This is a genomic window from Acidovorax delafieldii 2AN (assembly GCF_000175235.1).
Taxonomy (GTDB): domain Bacteria; phylum Pseudomonadota; class Gammaproteobacteria; order Burkholderiales; family Burkholderiaceae_C; genus Acidovorax; species Acidovorax delafieldii_B.
Genome location: NZ_ACQT01000044.1, coordinates 1 through 21,994, shown reverse-complemented (window position 1 = coordinate 21,994; position 21,994 = coordinate 1). Strand labels below are relative to the sequence as shown.

Here is a 21,994-nt window from a genome sequence, read left to right as displayed (position 1 = left end):
GGACACAAACAAAAGAAGGCCGGCCGCCTTGTTCAAAATTCCACCAATTCCAAGACACCTTACGGTCACACCCGCCATTTTTCAAGCAGCTTGTCCGGCCCCAAGCTGTCGTACCCCTCGAAGGGTTGATGAATCCATGGATTGGTTGGCAGAAACTCCACCGAGTAGTCAGGCGTGAAGGTGGACATCCCCTTGGTCCAGATCACCGCACTGCGCAACTCCGATATCGGTGCGTAATTGGTCTTGAGCATGTTGATGACCGCGTGCAGGGTGTGTCCCGAATCGGCAAGATCATCAACGAGGAGAACGCGTCCTGCGATCTCGCCCTTGGGCGTCGTAATGAACCGCGCGATGTCCAGATGACCCTGCACGGTCCCCGCTTCGGCACGGTATGAGCTCGTCGACATGATGGCCAAAGGCTTGTCAAAAATACGGCTCAGAATATCTCCGGGCCGCAAACCTCCACGGGCCAAGCAAAGAATGGTGTCGAATTCCCAGCCAGATTGATGCACCTTGAGTGCCAGCTTCTCGATGAGGCTGTGGTACTCGTCATAGCTCACGTAAAGATGCTTGCCGTCTTCCGTCAACATTTTTGCTCCTGATTGAATAGCTGCCAGCGCCCGTGCGTCGGGCGCAGGGAATGGTTAAGCCACGTAAGGGTGTTGCATCAGAATCGTGTGGTCACGATCCGGGCTGGTCGAAACCATGGCGATCGGTACACCCGTGACCTCGGCAATACGCTCAAGGTACTTTCTAGCACCCTCTGGCAACTTGGCATAGTCGGTTACGCCGACTGTGGAATCACTCCAGCCCGGCAGCGTTTCATAGATTGGCTGGCACCGGGCAATGTCGTCCGCCCCCATTGGCAGCAGATCGATGCGCTCACCGTCGAGTTCGTATCCGGTGCACAGCAACAGTTCGTCCAAGCCATCCAGCACATCCAGCTTGGTGATGCACAGCCCTGACAACCCATTGACTTGGGCACTGCGCTTGAGCAATGCTGCATCAAACCATCCGCAGCGCCGGCTGCGCCCCGTGGTTACACCCTTTTCGGCGCCAACGGTGCTCATGTGATAGCCGGGCGTGCCGGGCTTTTCCCAGTCCAGTTCGGTGGGGAATGGCCCCCCCCAACGCGGGTGCAATAGGCCTTGGTGATACCAAGGATGTAGTGCAGCATGCCCGGTCCTACACCTGAGCCCGCAGCGGCGTTTCCTGCCACGCAGTTGCTGGATGTCACGTAGGGATAAGTGCCGTGGTCCACATCGAGCAAAGTGCCTTGCGCGCCCTCGAAAAGCAGATTGGCACCGGCCTGGTGTGCATCGTTGAGTTCACGCGACACGTCAGCCATCATGGGCTTGAGCATTTCCGCATGGCGCATCGCTTCGTCGTAAACCGCATCGAACTGCACCTCACCATCGCGGATATAGGGCTTAAGTGCATCCCCGAAAACAAACTTGCCCGACCCAAGAAAAGTGGTCAGCATATGGTTGTGCAAAGAGAGCAGTTCGCGCAGTTTGGAAGCAAAACGCTCTGGGTACTTGAGGTCCTGCACACGCAAGGCGCGGCGCGCGATCTTGTCTTCGTAGGCAGGGCCAATTCCTCGGCCTGTCGTCCCGATCTTTTCAGCACCGCCCTGCTCGCGGGCGGCTTCCCGGGCAACGTCGATCGCCGCATGGAAAGGCAGAATCAGCGGGCACGCCTCGCTGATGCGCAGGCGTGAACGCACTTCAACGCCAGCCTTCTCAAGCCCTTCGATTTCCTCGAACAGCTTGGCGGCTGAAAGCACCACACCGTTGCCGATGTAGCACTTGACGCCGGGGCGCATGATGCCGCTGGGAATCAAGTGCAGTGCCGTCTTTACACCGTTGATGACCAGGGTGTGTCCAGCGTTGTGCCCGCCTTGGAACCGGACCACGCCTTGCGCGCTTTCCGTCAGCCAGTCCACGAGCTTGCCCTTGCCTTCGTCGCCCCACTGGGTGCCGACCACGACCACGTTGCGACCTTTGGTTACTTTCATCTCAAACCCAATTCAATTGTCAATTGCTTCAATTGCTTGCACGACCCACTGCCCGGAAACACACGCCAATTCGCGGTCGCAATGGAACTCATCCACTTCGCTCCCGTGACCCGGAAGCACGCAGACCACCGTCTCACCCTGGCTACGCAGTGCAGCGATGGCAGCACGCACTTCGCCCGAATCACCCCACGGAGCCCGAATAGCCGCCTTGAGTGCACGCGGCGGCACCACACCGACCACCTGCTTGATGTCGAGGCTGAACCCTGCCGCAGGACGGTTGCGCCCGAAGACGGCGCCCACTTCGTCGTAGCGACCGCCCCGCACCAACGCATCGCTGGCGCCTGGCGCATAGATGGCGAAACGAGCCCCGCTGTAATAGGCATAACCTCGCAGGTCGGCCAGATCGAAGCTCACGCGTACGCCGTCGAGGCGTGAAGCCAGCCATCTCAAATTTGATAGCACATCACGAACACCTGGCGTGCGCCCCAAGGCCTTTTCAGCCTCAAGCAGAATTCCCTCATCCCCGTAGAGTTGGAGCAAGGCCAGCAGACCTTCACGCGAGGCTGCCGGGAAGTCACGCGCCAGCGCGCCCAACTCACCGGCGTCTTTGGTCGCCAGTGCGCCATAGATGTTCTGAAGCTTCTGGGCATCCAGCGGCACTCCGGCGAGCAGACTGCGCACGATGCGCACATCGGCAAGGTCTACGCTGAAGTCCTGCACCTGTGCCACGCGCAGGCAGTCGAGTGCCAGCAACAGCGCTTCGAGATCCGCTTCGAGCCCGCCATGCCCATAGATCTCTGCACCAAACTGCAAAGGCTCACGTGTGGCATGGGGACGATCGGGGCGGGTGTGCACGACCGGACCGCAGTAGCACAGGCGAGTCACACCCTTGCGGTTGAGCAGGTGCGCGTCAATGCGGGCCACCTGGGAGGTTGTGTCGGCGCGCAGCCCGAGAGAACGGCCCGACAATTGGTCAACCAATTTGAACGTCTGCAGGCCCAGAGCCTCGCCAGTGCCCGTCAGCAAGGACTCCAAGTGCTCCAAGAGTGGCGGCATGACAAGCTCATAGCCATAGCAACGGGCCGTATCAAGCAGCCCGCGACGCAATTCTTCGATGTGCCGCGCTTCGGACGGCAAGACATCGGCAATGTGATCCGGCAGGACCCAAGCAGACATGGAAAATGGGAAGGCTGTTAAAAATGCGATTCTACCGGCAGGGACGAGATGCCCCGAATCCGCCCGCCGAACCCCTGGGCGGCGCTGCCGCCATCAGATGAACAGCATGGCCAAGCCACACGCGATCGACATCAGGGCGAAGAACCGAATCTGCCCATCGCGCCATTGCATCACCTGGGTAAACATCCGGCGCCATCCCGCAGGTGAAATGAAGGGCAGAAGCCCTTCGATCACCATCACGAGCGCAAGTGCAGTCCAGACGTTATCGTTCCACTCCACAGCTCACTACCGCAGAGCTTACTTGCGCGCAGGCTGCGCTACGGGGGCTGCGCCGCCGCGGAAAACCTTGAAGAAATCCGATGACGACGGATCAAGCACCATCACATCGCTCTTCTTGCCGAAGCTGGCTTTGTAAGCCTCCAGGCTGCGATAGAACTGCGCGAATTGCGGGTCGCGCCCAAAGGATTCTGCATAAATGCGCGCCGCTTCGGCATCGCCCTCGCCCTTGATCTTCTGGGCGTCGCGGTAAGCGTTGGCGATGGCAATCTCACGCTGACGGTCCGCATCGGCACGGATCTTTTCACCCTCTGCCGCACCCGTCGAGCGGAGTTCGTTGGCAACGCGCTTGCGTTCTGCCTCCATGCGGCGATATACCGACTCGGTAATGGCCTCGACGTAGTCCACCCGCGTGATCCGCACGTCGACCACATCCACACCCCATGGCTTGGAGCCACGCACGGTCTCGAGCACTTCGCGCTTCACATCCGCCATCAGGTCCTCTCGCTTAAGCGACAAGAGTTCCTTGACGGTGCGCTTGTTGATCTCCTCTTGGAAAGCATTGCGCACCACCCGGTTTAGCTGCATCGCACCCGCGGTTTCATCCAGGCCCACGTTGCGGATGTACTCGGTCGGCTCCGAGATGCGCCAGCGCACATACCAGTCAATGACCACGCGTTGCTTCTCAGCCGTGAGCATAGGCTCTGTGTCGGTACTGTCGAGCGTCAGCAGGCGTTTGTCGATATACGAGACATTCTGGAACGGCGGCGGGAGCTTGAAATTCAAGCCGGGCTCGGTGATAACTTCCTTGATCTGCCCCAGCGCATAAAGCACACCAAACTGCCGCTGATCCACGACGAAGAGCATCGAGCTCATCAATACAAGCACTACCAAAAAGGTAGAAGCAATAAATCCGACTCTGTTCACAAGATGCTCCTATCGGGTTTCACGGTCACGCGTGCGGTTCGTATCGCGTGCGCGGGAATCGCTGGACAAGCCCGTCGAGGGTGGCGTTGGGGGCACGAGCGTGGCGGCACCACCCGCCGGCGCATCACCACCAACGGGAGTCTGTGCAACGCTCTGCATGATCTTGTCAAGCGGCAGATAGAGCAGGTTGGAGCCCTGCCGCGATTCCACCAACACCTTGGTGACGTTGCCGTAAATCTGCTGCATTGACTCGAGGTACATGCGGTCGCGCGTCACCTGCGGTGCTTTCTGGTATTCCGCAAGAATTGCCGAGAACCGCTGCGCGTCCCCCTGGGCCTGCGCGACGATGCGGGCCTTGTAGGCTGCGGCCTCTTCTTTCAGGCGCGCTGCAGAGCCCACCGCACGGGGAATCACGTCGTTGGCATAGGCCTGGGCCTCGTTCTTCGCACGTTCCCTTTCCTGGCCTGCCTTCAGCACATCGTCAAACGATGATTGCACCTGCTCGGGTGGACGCACGCCACCCTGCTGCAGGTTGATGCCCACCACTTCCACACCCACCTTGTAGCGGTCAAGGATCGTCTGCATCAGCGCGCGGACACGGGGTGCAATCTGATCGCGCTCTTCGGCAAGAGCGGTGTCCATGCGCATCTTGCCCACGACCTCGCGCACCGCCGTCTCGGCTGCCTGCACCACGGCGTCTGCCGGGTTCTTGCTCTCGAAGAGCCAGGCGCGGGCATCACTCAAGCGGTATTGAACGGCGAACTTGATTTCGACGATGTTCTCGTCTTCGGTCAGCATGGCCGACTCGCGAAGGCCCGTACTCTTAATGACGTTGTCACGCCCCACATCGGCCGAGCGGATCTGCGTCACAAACACAAGTTCGTGGCGCTCGATGGGGTAAGGAAGGCGCCAGTTAAAACCTGCGCCCTTGGTGCTCTGGTACTTTCCAAAACGCGTAATGACGGCCTGCTGGCCTTCCTGCACGATGAATATCCCGGTGCCCATCCAGATCACGAAGACGATGCCAGCAATCAACCCGATGCCCATCCCGGCGCTCTTCATATCCGGTTGAAAACCGCCGCCACTGCCGGAGGGGCCCCGAGGCCCGCCGTTCTTGCCACCGAACAAACCGCCCAGCTTGCGGTTGAGATCACGCCACAACTCATCCAGATCCGGCGGCTGCCCACCTGACCCGTTATCGCGCCCTCGCCCACCTGAAGGGGGTGCAGGCGGACGGCTTTGCTCAGGGCGCGCGCCATCTTCCGCCTTGTCCTCTCCGCGCCCCCATCGGGGATCGTTCAAATTGAACATCCCGCGGATGCGTTCCGGCAACATGGCCCAACGGGGGTGAAGGTTCTGGAAATTCATGCGCAAAATCTCTGGTTCTCTGAGGACATTGATTCAACCGGCATTGTGCCCAATCACGGCGCTTCCATCGGAAATTCAGTGCCGGCGCCAGGGGTCATGTCGGTCTGCGCCGCCAGTACAGCGCGTGCCAGTTTCTGGCGCAGCGCATCAAGGCCTTCGCCATTGCGTGCACTCACAAACTGTCGATCTACAGCGCGCCCCTCAAGCTCATACACATCTTGAAGAAGCGCCGGCCGCGATTCCGGCGGCATGGCATCCAGCTTGTTGAACACCAGAAGCTGGGGTACGGCGCCAGCACCGATTTCATGCAACACCCGCTGAACCTGATCTATCTGCTCGGGAAAGTGCGGATTGGAAGCATCCACCACATGCAGCAAGAGATCGGCATCCACCGCCTCCTGCAAGGTGGCCTGAAAAGCGTCCACGAGCCCGTGTGGAAGGTCGCGAATGAACCCGACGGTGTCGGACAGCGAGACAGACCGGCCCGCTTCTCCGAGGTAGAGCTGACGTGTGGTGGTGTCCAGCGTGGCGAACAATTGATCGGCAGCGTACGCCCGCGCCTTCACCAGCGCATTGAACAGCGTCGATTTGCCCGCATTGGTATAACCCACCAGAGAAATGTTGAAAGTTTCCCGGCGTTCGCGCTGACGCCGCTGCGTGGACCGCTGGCGCTTGACCTTGACCAACCGCTCCTTGATACGCTTGATCGCATCATCGATCATGCGCCGATCCAGCTCGATCTGCTTTTCACCGGGACCGCCGCGCACGCCAGCACCACCCGTCTGGCGTTCCAAGTGGGACCAGCGGCGTACCAATCGCGTACTCAGGTACTGCAGACGGGCAAGCTCCACCTGCAGTTTGCCCTCATGACTGCGCGCGCGTTGCGCAAAAATCTCCAGGATCAGCAGCGTGCGATCATTGACTGGCAATTCAAGATAACGCTCGAGATTGCGTTGCTGAGCGGGGCTCAGCGATTGATCGAAGAGGATTTCGACCGCACCCTGCATCTGCGCGAGCGTGCGAATCTCATCAGCTTTGCCAGATCCCACAAACAACGCTGCGTCGGGTGCCTTGCGCTTGCACGTCAGGCGAGCCACAGGGTTCAAACCTGCGGTTTGCGCGAGCAATCCCAATTCTTCGAGATCTGCGTCGAAATGAGGAAAGCCAAAATCCACTCCCACCAGAAGAACTGGAGTACGGGGAGCGTTCGTCGAATCGAAGGAACTCAAATGAACCGGCCCATCTTCATGGCCGGCCGCGGATGGCCGGCTCTGCAGCGCGACTGAAAATTAAGCGCCGCTGTTTTCAGCATCCGGTGTGTCGGCGGTAGAGAAATTAACCGCACGCCCCGGAACAATGGTGGAGATGGCGTGCTTGTAAACCATCTGGGTCACGGTATTCCTCAGCAACACCACATACTGGTCAAACGATTCGATCTGCCCCTGCAGCTTGATGCCGTTTACCAGGTAAATCGACACTGGAACATGTTCCTTGCGCAGGGCATTGAGGAACGGGTCTTGCAAAAGTTGGCCTTTATTGCTCACGATATTCTCCGTGTTCAAGTGTTGTTGTAAACCGCCACCTTACCACAGCATGTCCCCGCCTCAAGGCGGTGGTGCCTCAAATCCCTTCCCTCTGGAAGTTACTGGATTAGTTTTCGTCCTTGTCGGCGAACGGGTTGTGTGAGGTTTTCATCTCGATACGCAAGGGAGTTCCCACCAAATCGAATTCCTTGCGAAAACGCCCCTCAAGGAAACGCTTGTACGCATCTGTCACATGTTCGAGAGAATTCCCGTGAATCACGATCACAGGTGGATTCATGCCGCCCTGATGGGCGTAACGCATCTTGGGCCGGAACATGCCTGCGCGCTTGGGAGTCTGGAACTGCACCGCTTCCAGCAGCAGGCGCGTCAGCACGGGGGTGGACATCTTGCAGGTAGCGGCCTTGTGCGCTTGCACGATCGAGGCCCAAAGGGGCCCAAGGCCCTGCCGTTTTTTTGCAGAAATGAAGTGCAGCGCCGCAAATTTCAGAAACGCCAGACGGGTTTCGATCGACCGCTCCAGCAGTTGGCGCTGGTATTCGTCGACGGCATCCCACTTGTTGACGGCAAGGACCACGGCTCGGCCGCTCTCCAGAATGTAGCCGGCAATGTGGGCATCCTGGTCAGTCACTCCCTGGGTCGCATCGAGCAAAAGCAGGACCACGTTCGCGGACTCAATGGCTTGAAGGGTCTTGACGACGGAGAATTTTTCGATGGCCTCGAATACTTTGCCCTTTCGGCGCAAACCGGCAGTATCAACCAGTTCAAACCTCTGTCCATTGCGTTCGAAAGGCACCGTGATGGCGTCGCGCGTAGTGCCTGGCATATCGAACGCCACCAGCCGCTCCTCACCGAGCCACGTGTTGATCAAGGTCGATTTGCCAACATTGGGACGGCCCGCCACGGCCAGTTTGATGGTGCCCTTGTCCGCCGCTTGTTCGGCGTCGTCTGGTTCAGGCAAATGCAAAGGCTCGAGCGCCAAATCCACCAAGCCGCGAATGCCTTGGCCGTGCGCCGCAGACACGGGGTACACCTCCCCGAGGCCCAACTCATAAAACTCGGCGAGCTGGCCCCCTTGCAGCATGCCTTCGGCCTTGTTGGCAACGAGCACACAGGGCTTTCCCAGCCTGCGGAGATAATTTGCGATGTCGTGGTCCTGCGCAGACACACCCGCGCGAGCGTCCACCACGAAAATAACCACATCGGCTTCTGCCACAGCCTGCTGCGTCTGCTTGGCCATCTCGCGGTAGATTCCGCTAGAGGCATCCGGCTCGAAGCCCCCCGTGTCGATGACGATGTACTCGTGTTTGCCCTGCTTGCCATTGCCGTAATGCCGGTCGCGCGTCAGCCCGGCAAAGTCGGCGACGATAGCGTCTCTCGACTTGGTCAGACGGTTGAACAACGTGGATTTTCCGACGTTCGGCCGCCCCACAAGGGCGATGACTGGCTTCATGAAATAGGTCCCATCAATCAGGACGGAAGCCGTAAATACCGCCATTGCGGGTCACGGCAACCAAGGTATCTGCCGCAACAACCGGCGCAGCGGCGATGCCGGAGGCATCCGTGGTCAGGCGGTTCAGCGGCGCACCGTCATCGCGGGCCAACAGATGCAGCAAGCCGGCATCATCCCCAACAATCACCGAGCGCCCCAGCAACAGCGGCGCCGTCAGTCGGCGGAACTTGAGCCGATCGGTAGTCCATGCCCGCGAGCCATCGGCCCTTTTCCAGGCCAGCACCGTGCCATTGCTTTCCGTGCCGAAGAGAAGCTCGGCGTCGCCATGGATACCTTCAGTGCCTGCGGCCGGCTGCGTCCAGGCCACAACTCCCCGCGCCGTATTGACACACCCCACGGTAGCCTGGAACGAGCGCGCGCACACACTGTCTCCGATGCGGGAAACCCGGCCCACAAGCTCGACCAGGCGTTCGACATCATTCGTACCACGGGGGCTAGCCAGGGGTGCTTCCCAGCGCACACTACCGTTATCGGGATTGAAACCCACGAGTCGTCCCGACAACCCCGCCACCAACGTGTCTCCGATCGCCAGCAGCACGCCCGACTGACGCAGCACCAGTGGCTCGCCCGGGCGGGTCTGGTTCCACAGACGCCGCCCCGTGGCAGCATCGTAAGCAGAGACCGAACGGTCAGCAGACAGCACAAAAATACGATTCCCAGCAACGAGCGGTGCCGTAAAAACCTGCGTCTGCAGAGTTTGGCGCCACAATTCGCGGCCAGCCTCCAATGCCACCAAGGCATTGGCGCGGGTCACCACGGCAGCCCATTTGCCATCGCTGCCGACGCCTGCGGAAAGAGGCTCACCCAGTTGCGTGCGCCAAACGTCCGCCCCAGAGCGGGCATCGAGCGCCAGCACTGTCCCATCGGCGGACGCCACGGTCACCACATGTGCATTAACCTGCGCGTCGAGAGGCAAACCGGCAATGCTGCCTACGCGCGCGGTCCATACCTGCCGAACTCCCAGTACGGGCACATTCGCTCCCAGATCAGCCGGCACGGGCTTCGAGCTTCCACCCCACAGCGAGCAGCCACTCAGGACCGCACCAGCCAGAAATGCGCAGGCCACGAGCCTTCCCCGGACCAACCGCGGCGCCGATGGCGCAATCAGAAACGATCTCATTTTTTAACCTCGTCAGGTGCGGTGGTACCACCCTGTGGGCGAACACCCAACGAATTGAGTTTCACCTCGACCAAGCGTCGATACTCCAAGCGATCATCGAAGGCCTTGAATGCCTTGCTGTACTCGGCAATAGCCGCGTCCTGTTTTCCCTGCTGCATCAGGATGTCACCCTTGCGATCAGCGACCACCGCATCAAACTCTGCAGGAAACGTTCCGGATACTTGAGCGAGCGCCTCATCCAGTTCTTTCTGGTCCATCAGCACACTCGACAGACGCAACCTCGCCAAAGCCTTGTAGCCATCGTCTCCTGCCTTCTCGGCGACCCAGGTCAGTGCTTCTTTGGCGCCCTTGGCGTTGCCGGCATCGAGCATGGATTTCGCCAGCGTCAGACCTGCTTGGGCTGCCTGCGTGGTGCCCGCGTACTTTGAGCGCAGATCAGCAAAAGCCTGCTCCATGCGACCCTGGTCACCCGCTCGGGCAGCGACGTCCACCGCATCAAATAGAGCCGAAGCCTGGATGGCCTGGCGATTTTGCCAATACTGGTAGCCATTCCAAACTGCAACCGAACCAAAGACCAGCACCACCACCGTGCTGATCAAAGTCCCCCAGGTATTCCAGAAATGCTTGAGTTGATCAAGCTGCTCTTGTTCTTCGAGATCGAGATGGTTGGCCATGAATTTGGTTGGAATTAACGGGAAAATTGTAAGGTGGTCGCCCATTCGGACACACCGCCCAGGCTGCGCTCTACCTGAGCGCCACTACCGTCGCGCAAGGCCTTGCACAAGACCATGCCACGCGCCAGTTCGTCGGCACCAAACACAAGCGCGTGCCGCGCGCCACTGGCATCCGCTTTCTTGAACTGGGACTTCATGCTGCCCATGCCCTCACCCGACGGCGAGGCTCCGTGCATCTGCACGCTCACGCCGTGGCTGCGCAATCGCTCAATGGTTGACATGGCCAATGGCAAAGCGGCGGCATCGGGGATGACTGCATAGGCATCAGGGACTGGTGCGGGGACGGCGCTACCCTGTTCTTTCAGGAGTTCAAGCACACGCTCCACACCCAGGGCCCAACCCACAGCAGGAGCTGCTTTGCCACCAATCTGTTCGATAAGGTAGTCGTACCGGCCTCCGCCACAGATGGTGCCCTGCGAACCCAACTGGTCAGTCACGAATTCGAAGACGGTGAGATTGTAGTAATCCATGCCCCGCACCAACCTGGGATTGACGCTCCACGCAACGCCATTCGCATCCAGAATCGCTTTCACCACGTTGAAATGGCCGAGGGATTCGTCACCGAGAAAATCGATGAGCCGGGGAGCTGCCTCGACAATCGATTGCATGGCCGGGTTCTTGGTGTCCAGAATCCGCAGGGGGTTGCTGTGCAATCGCCGACGAGCCTCTTCGTCCAGCGCATGGGAATGCTGCTCCAAGTAGGAAATCAGCGCGGCGCGATGCGCCTTGCGCTCCTCAGGCTGCCCCAAACTGTTGAGTTCCAGCCGGACGTTTTGCAGGCCCAACTCTTTCCATAGAGCGTTGGCCAAGAGAATCAGTTCGGCATCGAGTTCTGCACCAGGAAACCCCAGTGCTTCTGCTCCGATCTGGTGGAACTGGCGGTAACGGCCACGCTGGGGGCGCTCATGGCGGAACATCGGGCCCATGTAGTACAGCCGTTTACCGCCGTCGTAGAGCATGGAGTGCTCGGCAACTGCTCGCACCACGCCGGCGGTTGCCTCGGGCCGCAACGTCAGCTGCTCGCCATTCAAGCGATCTTCAAAGGAATACATTTCCTTTTCGACGATATCCGTTACCTCTCCCAGGCCCCGCACGAACAGCGGTGTGGGCTCGACGATAGGCGTGCGGATATTGCGGTAGGCATAGCGCTCCATCAGCGCCCGTACTTTGCTCTCCAGCCATTCCCAGCGCGCGGAGTCGGGCGGCAGAATATCGTTCATGCCTTTGACGGCGGTAAGCCGCTCAAGCTTCGACACGGGGTTTCCTTTTTCAGTGCTCACTGCAATATTTCTTGGTAGAGAGAATGGAGACGGTCTATCGGTTGCCAGTCACACCTGGATCGCCCTGATTAACGCAGAGCTGCCAGGTGGGCTATGCACCAAACCGCTTTTCGATGTAGTTTTCAACGATTTGGTGAAATTCGACGGCAATGTTGTCGCCCCGAAGGGTGAGGGCTTTCTCGCCATCGATGAACACCGGTGCCGCCGGCGCTTCGCCAGTTCCCGGCAGGCTGATGCCAATATCCGCATGCTTGCTTTCGCCCGGGCCATTCACGATGCAACCCATTACGGCAACCTTGAGCTTTTCCACGCCCGGATAGCGCACCCGCCATACCGGCATCTGGGCTCGAAGGAAATCATCGATCTGCTTGGCGAGATCCTGGAACGTGGTGCTCGTGGTGCGACCGCAGCCCGGGCAAGCGGTGACGCTGGGAACAAAAATCCGCAGCCCCAGCGACTGCAATATTTCAGACGCCACCACGACTTCTTGCGTGCGCGCCTCGCCCGGCTGGGGTGTCAACGACACACGGATGGTGTCCCCGATACCCTCCTGCAGCAGAATGGACAAGGCAGCCGCCGATGCCACCGTTCCCTTGGTGCCCATGCCGGCTTCCGTGAGCCCCAGGTGGAGCGCATAGTCGCAGCGACGCGCGAGCTCACGGTACACCGATATCAGGTCCTGAACGCCGCTAACCTTGCACGACAGGATGATCTGGTTGCCGTCGAGCCCCATTGCTTCGGCGCGGCGGGCCGACTCCACTGCCGAGGTGATCAACGCCTCGTACATGACCTGACGTGCATCCCACGGCTGAGGCCTGCGGCTGTTGTCGTCCATCAACGAGGCAAGAAGATCCTGGTCGAGGCTACCCCAGTTCACTCCGATACGTACTGCCTTATTCCACCGCACGGCCGCTTCGATCATCTGGCCGAACTGGCGATCACGCTTGTCGCCCTTGCCTACGTTGCCTGGATTGATGCGGTATTTCGATAGCGCCTGTGCACACTCCGGAAAGTCCGTGAGGAGCCGATGCCCGTTGTAATGGAAGTCGCCGACCAGGGGTACGTTCTCACCCATGCGGTCGAGTTGCTCCCGGATATAGGGCACGGCCGCTGCGGCCTCTGGCGTATTCACGGTGATGCGAACAAATTCCGATCCTGCCTGTGCAAGTTCCTTGACCTGGATGGCGGTGCCGATGGCATCCACCGTGTCCGTGTTGGTCATCGACTGGACACGGACCGGTGCATCGCCACCCACCGTGACAACACGGGATCCCCAAACCACGCGCGCCTGCCTTGAGCGCCTCGGGGCAGGAGCCGCCACATTGATGGGAGCCATACCGTGAACCTCTTTTTCCACTATTTCACCTCGAAGCGAGCCACGTTCTCGCGAGAAACACCAGCCAGCTCATAGGGTTTGCCGCGCACAAAGACTTCGGTGGCATCGGCACGTCCAACGACCACCGCCAGGGGGAGCGCGCCAGACACGGAAACTGTTTCGTTCGACGCGAGCTTGCGCTGCAACACGACACCACCGGTGGCCTCGCGGACCTGTATCCACGACTCGCTTCGCGCCCTGAACGACAGAAGACCCGCAGGCGCCTGCTCATCGCCGGGACCGGCCGCAGAGGCGGGCGCCAGGGGAACGCCGGTGTCGGTGGCTGCGGCGGGAGCCACTTTCTGCGATTCCGTGGCCAATGCCACGGGGACTGCCGGGGCGGCGCTTACAGCGGGGGGCATGGGAGACGCGTCCGACGCGACTGGACGGACTTCGGGTGTGGATGCGCCGGCAACCGACGCAGGCAGCGTCACTGGCGCAGGCACTGCCGCGCCCTGGACAGGGCTGCCTGTCTGCGTCGCCCCAAACCACGCTGACCAATCAACCCCACGGCCGCGCGGCAGCAGAACCATCAAGGCCGCGCCAATCAACAGCACACCCACCGCCCATGCCACAGGCTTCGGGCCTGGAACACCGAACGCAGCGGAAGAAGACTTGCCCGTAAAAACTTTGACAGGCGCATTCAGGCCGACGTTGCTGTCGGAGAGCCTGGGGCTTTCTCCCTGGGGCAACAGGGCGAGAACGGGCTGTGGGTCCAGCTTCAGGCTGCGACAGACGCTTGACGCCAGTGCCCGCACGAAAACGATGTCTGGCAAGGTCGAGAAATCGTCGGATTCAAGCGCCTCCAGCTTGCCCACAGGCACCTTCAAAGCCACCGCCAACGCTGCAATATGCACACCTGAGGCAGTCCGAGCCTCTCGCAACAAGGCGCCGGCCGTCAAACGGGAATTCTCGCCATCCTCCGCCACCGACTCCTGCGCAACCGTTTCATTCATTGAAGGCCCCACGCTCGTATGCATTCCACTCCCGAGAATCAGGGAAACGCTTGCGCAACTGGTCCGCAAGTTGCCTTGACGCCACGATGTCGCCTATCGCACGTTCCACCTTGATACCCAACCACAGCGACTCGGCATTCGCATATTCACTGTTGTTCAGGCGCCGGATATAAAACTGCGCTCGGCTCAGCTCGCCGCGGCGCAGCAGCAGCGCGGCCATGTGATATCCCACGACCGGATTGGCCGCATCGAGTTCATACGCCTTGGCCAGCGACTGCTCTGCCTCGGCGTATTGCTCGGCGCTCACTTGACAAAGCCCCTTTGCCATCAGCGTCTTGCTGCGCGAGGTGTAGGCAGGATTGCTCAGCGCACGCGTGAAACTCTGGTCTGCTTGCTCGTATCGCTTTTGCTGGCACAAAAGCCAGCCAACGTTGTGCAAAATGCTCGGGTCGCCCGCCCGCAACGCCAGAGCACGTCGAAAGCTGTCCTCTGCCTGCGGAAAATCGTTGAGCCGCATGTAGATGAGACCGCGAAGGTTGTATGCATCGGCGTAAGTCGCATCGGCGACGAGCGACTGCTTCACCTCGTCGAGCGCAACAGCCGTCTGCCCCATCTCGAAGTAATTGGACGCCAGCTCGAGCCGGATGCGTGCGCGCCGGCGGGCATCCGGCTCGTCGGAAGGAGTAACCATCTCGCCCGCCGTCTCGGTTGCGGAGGTTCCCCCATTGGCTGCGCAACCGCCCAGGGCAAAGCAGCAGGCGAGGGCCGCACAAGCCATCAGCACCCAATGGCCATATTGCAGCCCGCGTCCAGTCGAACCCACCATGTAGCGCCTCCGTAGTGAATGGCGACCTAGGTCACCTGTTTGAGCACGATTGTGCGTTGCTTTGCCATGCGCTCGACCGCACGCGTGCGGTCCTTGACATCACCCGCCAACTGACCGCAGGCGGCATCGATATCATCGCCGCGCGTCTTGCGCACTGTCGTGACAATGCCAGCGTCGCTGAGCACTTTGGCAAACATCGCCACCTGCGCCGAGGGCGAGCGCAGCAGCCCCGATGCGGGAAACGGATTGAATGGAATCAAATTGAACTTGCAGCGGATGGGCACGCCCTGGGCAGGGTTGACCAACGCGATCAATTGCCGAGCATGCTCAACTTGGTCGTTCACGCCGTCGAGCATGCAATATTCGAAGGTGATGAAATCCCGCGGGGCGTGCTCCAAGTAGCGACGGCAGGCGTCCAACAACTCCTCAAGCGGATACTTGCGGTTCAAGGGGACGAGGTTGTCTCGCAACGCGTCGTTGGGGGCATGCAAGGATACGGCCAGGGCCACCGGGCAATCTTGCGAAAGACGGTCCATCATCGGGACCACGCCGGAAGTCGATACAGTCACACGCCTGCGCGACAATCCGTAGCCGTGGTCATCCAGCATGACGCGCAGCGCCGGGACCAATGCCGTGTAGTTCTGCAGGGGCTCACCCATGCCCATCATCACCACGTTGGAAATGACGCGGGACTGCGTGGCGAGACGCTTGCGCAAGGCATGTTCTGCGAACCACAGTTGCGCCACGATTTCACCGGTGGTGAGATTGCGACTGAAACCCTGATGTCCCGTAGAGCAGAACCGGCAACCCACCGCGCAGCCCGCCTGCGAGGAAACGCACAAGGTGCCCCGATCATCTTCCGGAATGAAGACAGACTCCACTGCATTTCCGTCGCCCACATCAAACAGCCATTTCACCGTACCGTCTGCCGATACGTGCTCGCTGATGACCGGGAGTGCCTGGACAAAGGCGCAACCTTTGAGCTTGGTGCGCAGCGCCACGGCCAAGTCGCTCATCGCGTCGAAGTCACTGGCCCCGCGTTGGTGAATCCAGCGAAATAGCTGCGTTGCGCGAAAACGCTTTTCTCCAAGCTGGCCGCAAAAATCGGCCAGTCCGTCGAGATCAAGTTCGAGAAGATTGGTTCTCATGGCTGCGACGCCTCCAGCGGGCCGCAGCCGTCCCCAGCGCCAGCCTCATCCGAGGAAATCGGAATGTGCGTGGGGACGATCATCTCAACGCGAATAAACGTTCATGCCGGGGAAAAAGAACGCGATTTCCACCTGGGCCGTCTCAGGCGCGTCAGAGCCGTGCACGGCGTTGGCATCGATGCTGTCCGCGAAATCGGCGCGGATGGTGCCGGCTTCAGCCTTCTTGGGATCGGTAGCGCCCATCAGTTCGCGGTTCTTCAGGATAGCGTTCTCACCTTCGAGGGCCTGGATCATGACGGGACCGGAAACCATGAAATCCACCAGATCCTTGAAGAAAGGACGGGCCTTGTGCACAGCGTAGAACTGCTCTGCTTCCAGGCGCGAAAGGTGGGCCATGCGGGCAGCCACGACCTTGAGGCCGGCTGCTTCGAAACGGGCATAGATCTGGCCGATGACGTTCTTGGCCACTGCGTCGGGCTTGATGATGGAGAGGGTGCGTTCGATAGCCATAGTGATTCCTGATGTGATGTTGTTGCGATTTTTTTACCCAGCGGGCAAAGCTTTTGATTCTAACCGGCCATGCTACGGAGCCAAGCGCCGCAAGAATCAGCCGCGTCGCCGACCGCCGCCCGTACGCCTTTGGTCCTGGCGATGGCGCGACAGGCTGTCGGCGCCGATATATCCCACCGATGTCTTCATGGGATCAGGCTGCTCACCGCCCCGTGGGCGCTCGGCATTGCCGCCGCGTGCACCTGGCGCATCGGATCTGCGGGGCGCCCGCCCCTGGCCACCACTGCCCATGCTCCCGTTGGCTCCGCCTGTGCGCTTGCGGCCATCACCCGCGCGCACACTGCCACGACCCCGTTCGCGGTTGCCCCGCGCTGCCCCGCCCTCGGCCTCGGTCCGTGGACCAGCAGCGTCAGGGCGGCCAGCACCCGCAGCCTGCATCAGGGCTCGAATGTCGCCCTCTCCCAACTCCAGCCACGCGCCCCTCTTGAGGCCTCGAGGCAGAACCATGGCGCCATACCGGATGCGAATCAGGCGGCTCACCGCGTGACCCACAGCCTCGAGCATGCGCCGGACTTCGCGATTGCGCCCTTCGGAGATGGTCACGCGGTACCAGCAATTGGATCCCTCGCCGCCGCCGTCCTCGATGGAGCCAAAGGCAGCCATGCCATCGTCCAGCCGCACGCCATCGAGCAGCTGCTGCTTTTCTTCGTTGCTCAAGGCACCCAGCACGCGGACAGCGTATTCGCGCTCCAGCCCGAAGCGGGGATGCATCAATTTGTTGGCCAGCTCGCCGGAACTGGTAAACAGGAGCAAGCCCTCCGTATTGAGGTCGAGGCGGCCCACCGACTGCCACTTGCCCTGCTGCAAACGTGGAAGCTTGCGAAAAACCGTCGGGCGGTTCTGCGGATCGTCATGGGAAACCACCTCGCCGACAGGCTTGTGGTAGGCGATCACGCGCGCTGGTGGAGGGTCAATTCGGTAACGTATCGGCTTGCCGTTGACTTTGACCTGATCACCGAACTGCACGCGCTGGCCGATGTGGGCCGGCTCGTTGTTGACGGAGATGCGGCCCTCAAGAATCAACTGTTCCATCTCCAGGCGCGACCCGAGCCCCGCCTGTGCAAGCACCTTGTGCAGCTTGGGGGTCTCTACCTGCGGCAAAAGTACACGCTTGGCGGGGACTTCTTCTGCATTCGTCTCATCGGCATCGAAGCGGCCCGAAACCACGTCCTCGAACTGGTATCCGCTCGCGGCGGTGGACGACTGGCGTCCACCACGCCCGCCCCCCCCGTCCCGGCGCTGTTTTGAGCGCTGAGAAACGCGTGCCTCGCCAGCGCTCGACAAGACGCCGCCCTCATCACCTCGTGCAGGCTCGGATTCCACTACCGGCGCTGAGGCCACCACACCGGTTGGTGCTACGGAGTCCGCCACCGCAACGGGCACGTTCAAGGCTTCGTCTGCCGGCGGGAGCATCGCATCGCCAACGGCATTGGATGCCGCCTTTTTACGCGCCGTCTTGCGCGGGGCGGCTTTCTTTTCTGGCACTGCGGGCTCGGCGGTCGCAGCCTCTGGCTGCAAGTTCTGAGGCGCTGAAGTGGATTCGTTCATCATTTGTGTTCCGGGACACCCTCACGGGCACCATTCTGTTCATCTGGGAGGCCAGCCTCCGCGCTGCGGGATTCGGGCAAGGTCCATTGCAACGGCGGTTCGAAGCCCAGCAGTCCATCGCTGCCCGCCGCGGGAGGGCTTGCGATGCCCTCCTCCATTTCCAGGGTTCCCTGCAGATGGGCCGATGCCATCACCTCCAGGGCATTGACCCCGCCAGCAGGGTCGTCCAACACGGGCAACTGATCCAGCGACTGCAAGCCGAGGTCGTCGAGAAACTGGCGCGTGGTGGCAAAAAGCGCAGGACGCCCCACTGTTTCGCGGTGCCCTATGACCTCCACCCAGCCACGATCTTCCAATTGCTTCACGATCAGGCTGTTGACCGTGACGCCCCGAATGTCCTCGATGTCACCGCGTGTCACCGGCTGACGGTAAGCGATGATCGCAAGCGTTTCCAGCGTGGCCCGCGAATACCTCGGCGGCTTCTCCGGATGCAACCTGTCCAGATACTCACGCATCTCGGGACGGCTCTGAAATCGCCAGCCGGAAGCCACCTGCACCAGTTCGACCCCTCGCTGCGCCCAGTCCTGCTGAAGCTCATGCAACAGGGTTTTCAGCGTATCCGCGCCCAGCGCATCATCAAAAAGCACACGCAGTTCCCGCACTGCCAAGGGCTGCGACGCGCAGATCAAGGCGGTTTCGAGGACCCGCTTGGCATCCACCGTATTCATGGTTCAGCGATTCCGGGAAAAAAAGAGGGCCTCGCGTCGACGGCGAGGCTCAACACCAGCTGCAGGAGGCAATCCAGGGTGCGCCGGCAGGGGATTCTCTGGTGCGCTTGCCCAGCGCATGACCGACTGCGGGCGAAGACAGCCTGTCAGGATGGATTGTAGCCCAGCCCCCATTCGGCGAGTGCGCGTCTCATGTCATCGGGCAGCGGTGCACGGAATTCAAGCGCCTGGCCCGACACCGGGTGTGTGAACGAAAGCCGGTAGGCATGCAGCGCCTGCCGCTGCAGCCCTGCAGCGGGCGCGCCGCCGTAGAGCGCGTCGGCCACCAGCGGATGGCCGAGGGACGCCATGTGCACCCTGATCTGATGGGTACGTCCCGTGTGCAGGGTGCACTCCACCCAGCATCCAAGGTCATTGCCCGCAAGCCAGCGGATATCCGTGCGGGCGGGCTTGCCGGCATGGGTGTCCAGATTGACGACAGCCATGCGCAGCCGGTTGCGCGGATCGCGCCCGATGGGCGCCTGCACGGCGCGGTTCGGCACGCCTGTCCACGGCCGGTGGGCAATCGCGAGGTATTGCCGGTGCACGGTCCGCGCGGCAATCATGCGCACGAGCGCGTCCATGGTGGTGCGGTCGCGCGCGACCACCATCAACCCGCTCGTGTCCTTGTCCAGACGGTGCACGATACCCGCGCGCGGCACCAATTGGGCCTTGGCGTCGCGCGCCAGCAGACCGTTGAGGAGCGTACCGCCCCAATTGCCGGGAGCGGGGTGCACCACCAGCCCCGCGGGCTTGTTGACGACCAGTAGATGCGCGTCTTCGTAGACCACATCGATGGGCAAAGCCTCCGGGCGAAAAGCCTGGCTCTGCAAGGTAGGCCGCATCTCGACTGTCAAAGTGTCGCCCGCCTTCACCCGGGCGGCGGCCTTTGTGGCCTGCTGGCCGTTGAGTGCAACAAGCCCTTGCGACAGCAGCTGCTGAAGATAGCTGCGCGAAAACTCGGGCACCAAGTCAACCAGCGCCCTGTCGAGCCGGCTGCCGTGCTGGGCAGCATTCACCTCGACGCGCCGGAGCTCGGACTCCGCCTCGACCCCGCCGCCAAGATCGTCGGACAGTCCGGCGTCGTCTGCCAGCCCATCCAGCAAGCCCTCTCCACCGGCAGCAGAGGAGCCAACTTCGGAAACCCCCTGCAGGGGTGTGTCAGGCATGCGCAGCAATGCGGCTGGTCAAGGCTCAGCGCGCTGGCAGGTAACGGACAGGGTCAACAGGCTTGCCCTGGCGGCGAATTTCGAAATGCAGTTTCACGCGGTCGGAGTCGGTGCTGCCCATCTCGGCGATCTTCTGCCCACGTCGCACGCTCTGGTCTTCCTTGACCAGAAGGGTCTGGTTGTGCGCGTAAGCCGTCAGGAACGTGTTGTTGTGCTTCAGGATGACAAGATTGCCGTACCCTCGCAAACCGGCGCCCGCATACACGACGCGTCCGTCCGCAGCGGCCAGAACAGGGTCACCGGCCTTGCCCGCGATGTCGTAGCCCTTGTTGCGAGCCTCATCGAAACCTGCCAGAAGCGAACCGGAAGCGGGCCAGATGAACGACACGTCGTCCTCAGCCGACGCCGCACCTGGCGCCGGGGTGGGAGAGGGAATGGGCGCGGGCTGAGATGCCGACGCTACCGCAGAGGCCGACGCAGCGCTCGCTGTCGGCTTGGGTGTACTGGCCGCCGATGAAGGCGCCACCGCCGACGAAGCCACGGGACGCGTCACCACGCCGGTTTCAGCGGCCGCCGCCGGGGCCGAAGTCGACGGAGGTATCACGCGCAGCACCTGTCCAACTTCGATCAGGTTGGCATTATCCAGATTGTTCCAGCGCGCAATATCTCTCCACGCCTGCCCGTTTTCAAGGCCAATGCGAATCAGCGTATCCCCGGCCTTGACGGTGTAGTAGCCCGACTTGCCGGCATTCTCGGCACCAGGAAGCGGCTTGATCGGCGTGACCACCACCCCGGGCGACGACGAAGCCACCGAAGGGGCAGACGACGTTCCCCGATCCTCCACGGGAGCCTTCGTCATGCGGGTCCCGCAACCGGCCAGCATCAGCACTGCCGTTGCAATGGAAACCTTAACGACGAGACTACGCGATACCAACATAAGCATTCCCTTCAGGCAATCCCCGATTTTAGAGGGACAAAGTGGACAGGCTCGAGCACGCTTTGTTTCAATCCGTGCGCGGTTTTGTCGATTACAAGCAACACTTGCTGGCCGCCAACAAGTGCCATGGGCGCCACAAGCCGCCCCCCCATGGCCAGTTGGTCACACCAGGCCTGGGGCACAGCCTCGCCCCCGGCCGCCGCGATGATGGCCGCATACGGCGCGCCCTTGGCGTAACCCTGCATGCCATCGCCAAACAGCAGGTGCACGTTCGCCAGGCGCAAGTGCCGCAGGTTGTCGCGGGCCTTTTCGTGCAGGCCTCGCAGCCGCTCGACGGTGTACACCTCGCGGGCAATATGACTGAGAACGGCCGCCTGGTAGCCGCAGCCGGTGCCGATTTCAAGCACCCGCCCCAAGCCGCCGGTTCTGGCGCCTTCGGCCCCCACGAGCAACTCGCACATGCGCGCCACGACGCTTGGCTTGGAAATGGTCTGCGCCAGGCCGATGGGCAGGCTGGTGTCTTCGTACGCCTGATTGACCAGCGCGCTGTCCACGAAGCGGTGGCGTTCCACCACTGACATGGCCTGCAGCACCGACGGTGCGCAGATGCCACCCGCAGCAAGCTTTTGCACCATGCGCGCACGCACTGCCGCCGAATCGAGCCCGAAGCCCAGCGGCGCTGGCGGAGCGCCCGTGCGCGCAGGTGCCGGCGCCCCTTTGGCAGACGCCACGCCAGCGCCCTCCAG

At 61.4% G+C, this 21,994-nt stretch carries 21 protein-coding genes and 1 pseudogene; all 22 read right to left on the bottom strand.

Annotated features, from left to right (window positions below; translation table 11 throughout):
• Positions 1-65: 65 nt before the first annotated feature.
• Complete coding sequence (locus ACDELDRAFT_RS08590; RefSeq protein ID WP_005795581.1) at positions 66-590, bottom strand: phosphoribosyltransferase; 525 nt, start codon at positions 588-590, stop codon at positions 66-68.
• A 54-nt stretch (positions 591-644) separates the two neighbouring features.
• Positions 645-2,017, bottom strand: a pseudogene (locus ACDELDRAFT_RS08585) (adenylosuccinate synthase).
• 12 nt (positions 2,018-2,029) lie between these two features.
• Positions 2,030-3,193, bottom strand: coding sequence for an ATP phosphoribosyltransferase regulatory subunit (locus ACDELDRAFT_RS08580; RefSeq protein WP_005795576.1), 1,164 nt, complete (start codon positions 3,191-3,193; stop codon positions 2,030-2,032).
• A 93-nt stretch (positions 3,194-3,286) separates the two neighbouring features.
• Positions 3,287-3,472, bottom strand: a complete 186-nt coding sequence (locus tag ACDELDRAFT_RS23985) for a DUF2065 domain-containing protein (protein WP_040328540.1) — start codon at positions 3,470-3,472, stop codon at positions 3,287-3,289.
• An 18-nt stretch (positions 3,473-3,490) separates the two neighbouring features.
• Positions 3,491-4,396 (bottom strand): protease modulator HflC, encoded by a 906-nt coding sequence (gene hflC / locus ACDELDRAFT_RS08570; protein ID WP_005795573.1) that lies wholly within the window; start codon positions 4,394-4,396, stop codon positions 3,491-3,493.
• Between the two features lie 9 nt (positions 4,397-4,405).
• Positions 4,406-5,764 carry an FtsH protease activity modulator HflK gene (gene hflK / locus ACDELDRAFT_RS08565; RefSeq protein ID WP_005795572.1) on the bottom strand — a complete coding sequence of 453 codons (1,359 nt, stop codon included), beginning with the start codon at positions 5,762-5,764 and terminating at the stop codon, positions 4,406-4,408.
• A 53-nt stretch (positions 5,765-5,817) separates the two neighbouring features.
• On the bottom strand, positions 5,818-6,945 hold the full coding sequence (gene hflX / locus ACDELDRAFT_RS08560) for a GTPase HflX (protein ID WP_005795571.1): 1,128 nt from the start codon (positions 6,943-6,945) through the stop codon (positions 5,818-5,820).
• Between the two features lie 108 nt (positions 6,946-7,053).
• Positions 7,054-7,308, bottom strand: coding sequence for an RNA chaperone Hfq (hfq, locus tag ACDELDRAFT_RS08555; protein WP_005795570.1), 255 nt, complete (start codon positions 7,306-7,308; stop codon positions 7,054-7,056).
• A 106-nt stretch (positions 7,309-7,414) separates the two neighbouring features.
• Positions 7,415-8,758, bottom strand: a complete 1,344-nt coding sequence (gene der / locus ACDELDRAFT_RS08550) for a ribosome biogenesis GTPase Der (RefSeq protein ID WP_040328536.1) — start codon at positions 8,756-8,758, stop codon at positions 7,415-7,417.
• A gap of 13 nt (positions 8,759-8,771) precedes the next feature.
• Entirely contained in the window at positions 8,772-9,938 is a 1,167-nt protein-coding gene (bamB, locus tag ACDELDRAFT_RS08545; RefSeq protein WP_005795567.1) for an outer membrane protein assembly factor BamB, read from the bottom strand.
• A complete protein-coding gene (locus ACDELDRAFT_RS08540) occupies positions 9,935-10,612 on the bottom strand; it encodes a YfgM family protein (protein ID WP_040328532.1) in 678 nt (225 codons plus the stop codon). Before ACDELDRAFT_RS08540 ends, bamB begins: the two co-directional genes overlap by 4 nt.
• Before the next feature lie 14 nt (positions 10,613-10,626).
• On the bottom strand, positions 10,627-11,892 hold the full coding sequence (gene hisS / locus ACDELDRAFT_RS08535) for a histidine--tRNA ligase (RefSeq protein ID WP_040328530.1): 1,266 nt from the start codon (positions 11,890-11,892) through the stop codon (positions 10,627-10,629).
• Positions 11,893-12,043: 151 nt separating this feature from the next.
• Entirely contained in the window at positions 12,044-13,288 is a 1,245-nt protein-coding gene (ispG, locus tag ACDELDRAFT_RS08530) for a flavodoxin-dependent (E)-4-hydroxy-3-methylbut-2-enyl-diphosphate synthase (protein WP_005795563.1), read from the bottom strand.
• A 20-nt stretch (positions 13,289-13,308) separates the two neighbouring features.
• Positions 13,309-14,283 (bottom strand): helix-turn-helix domain-containing protein, encoded by a 975-nt coding sequence (locus ACDELDRAFT_RS08525; protein ID WP_005795562.1) that lies wholly within the window; start codon positions 14,281-14,283, stop codon positions 13,309-13,311.
• A complete protein-coding gene (pilW, locus tag ACDELDRAFT_RS08520; protein ID WP_005795561.1) occupies positions 14,276-15,109 on the bottom strand; it encodes a type IV pilus biogenesis/stability protein PilW in 834 nt (277 codons plus the stop codon). Before pilW ends, ACDELDRAFT_RS08525 begins: the two co-directional genes overlap by 8 nt.
• Positions 15,110-15,135: 26 nt before the next feature.
• Positions 15,136-16,257: a 23S rRNA (adenine(2503)-C(2))-methyltransferase RlmN gene (rlmN, locus tag ACDELDRAFT_RS08515; protein ID WP_005795560.1), complete on the bottom strand. Its 1,122-nt coding sequence runs from the start codon at positions 16,255-16,257 to the stop codon at positions 15,136-15,138.
• An 84-nt stretch (positions 16,258-16,341) separates the two neighbouring features.
• The gene (ndk, locus tag ACDELDRAFT_RS08510; RefSeq protein WP_005795558.1) at positions 16,342-16,767 is read right to left on the bottom strand and encodes a nucleoside-diphosphate kinase; all 426 of its coding nucleotides are present in this window, start codon (positions 16,765-16,767) and stop codon (positions 16,342-16,344) included.
• Positions 16,768-16,863: 96 nt separating this feature from the next.
• Positions 16,864-18,375, bottom strand: a complete 1,512-nt coding sequence (locus ACDELDRAFT_RS08505; protein ID WP_100084419.1) for a pseudouridine synthase — start codon at positions 18,373-18,375, stop codon at positions 16,864-16,866.
• Positions 18,375-19,103 carry an SMC-Scp complex subunit ScpB gene (gene scpB, locus ACDELDRAFT_RS08500; RefSeq protein WP_005795555.1) on the bottom strand — a complete coding sequence of 243 codons (729 nt, stop codon included), beginning with the start codon at positions 19,101-19,103 and terminating at the stop codon, positions 18,375-18,377. The genes ACDELDRAFT_RS08505 and scpB overlap by 1 nt, the downstream gene beginning before the upstream one ends.
• Positions 19,104-19,249: 146 nt before the next feature.
• Positions 19,250-20,311 carry an RluA family pseudouridine synthase gene (locus ACDELDRAFT_RS08495; RefSeq protein ID WP_005795554.1) on the bottom strand — a complete coding sequence of 354 codons (1,062 nt, stop codon included), beginning with the start codon at positions 20,309-20,311 and terminating at the stop codon, positions 19,250-19,252.
• A gap of 25 nt (positions 20,312-20,336) precedes the next feature.
• On the bottom strand, positions 20,337-21,248 hold the full coding sequence (locus ACDELDRAFT_RS08490; protein ID WP_005795552.1) for a peptidoglycan DD-metalloendopeptidase family protein: 912 nt from the start codon (positions 21,246-21,248) through the stop codon (positions 20,337-20,339).
• Between the two features lie 11 nt (positions 21,249-21,259).
• A complete protein-coding gene (locus ACDELDRAFT_RS08485) occupies positions 21,260-21,979 on the bottom strand; it encodes a protein-L-isoaspartate(D-aspartate) O-methyltransferase (protein ID WP_050784147.1) in 720 nt (239 codons plus the stop codon).
• Positions 21,980-21,994 lie beyond the last annotated feature (15 nt).

Bases quoted from the DNA above. Each gene is read 5' to 3' on its own strand.
- ACDELDRAFT_RS08590 (WP_005795581.1), bottom strand. From the start codon at position 590: ATGTTGACGGAAGACGGCAAGCATCTTTACGTGAGCTATGACGAGTAC.
- scpB (WP_005795555.1), bottom strand. From the start codon at position 19,103: ATGAATACGGTGGATGCCAAGCGGGTCCTCGAAACCGCCTTGATCTGC.
- hflK (WP_005795572.1), bottom strand. From the start codon at position 5,764: ATGAATTTCCAGAACCTTCACCCCCGTTGGGCCATGTTGCCGGAACGC.
- hisS (WP_040328530.1), bottom strand. From the start codon at position 11,892: ATGAACGATATTCTGCCGCCCGACTCCGCGCGCTGGGAATGGCTGGAG.
- ACDELDRAFT_RS08540 (WP_040328532.1), bottom strand. From the start codon at position 10,612: ATGGCCAACCATCTCGATCTCGAAGAACAAGAGCAGCTTGATCAACTC.
- ACDELDRAFT_RS08525 (WP_005795562.1), bottom strand. From the start codon at position 14,283: ATGAATGAAACGGTTGCGCAGGAGTCGGTGGCGGAGGATGGCGAGAAT.
- ACDELDRAFT_RS08495 (WP_005795554.1), bottom strand. From the start codon at position 20,311: ATGCCTGACACACCCCTGCAGGGGGTTTCCGAAGTTGGCTCCTCTGCT.
- der (WP_040328536.1), bottom strand. From the start codon at position 8,758: ATGAAGCCAGTCATCGCCCTTGTGGGGCGGCCGAACGTCGGAAAATCC.
- ndk (WP_005795558.1), bottom strand. From the start codon at position 16,767: ATGGCTATCGAACGCACCCTCTCCATCATCAAGCCCGACGCAGTGGCC.
- rlmN (WP_005795560.1), bottom strand. From the start codon at position 16,257: ATGAGAACCAATCTTCTCGAACTTGATCTCGACGGACTGGCCGATTTT.
- ACDELDRAFT_RS08490 (WP_005795552.1), bottom strand. From the start codon at position 21,248: ATGTTGGTATCGCGTAGTCTCGTCGTTAAGGTTTCCATTGCAACGGCA.
- pilW (WP_005795561.1), bottom strand. From the start codon at position 15,109: ATGGTGGGTTCGACTGGACGCGGGCTGCAATATGGCCATTGGGTGCTG.
- ACDELDRAFT_RS08580 (WP_005795576.1), bottom strand. From the start codon at position 3,193: ATGTCTGCTTGGGTCCTGCCGGATCACATTGCCGATGTCTTGCCGTCC.
- ACDELDRAFT_RS08505 (WP_100084419.1), bottom strand. From the start codon at position 18,375: ATGAACGAATCCACTTCAGCGCCTCAGAACTTGCAGCCAGAGGCTGCG.
- bamB (WP_005795567.1), bottom strand. From the start codon at position 9,938: ATGAGATCGTTTCTGATTGCGCCATCGGCGCCGCGGTTGGTCCGGGGA.
- ispG (WP_005795563.1), bottom strand. From the start codon at position 13,288: ATGGCTCCCATCAATGTGGCGGCTCCTGCCCCGAGGCGCTCAAGGCAG.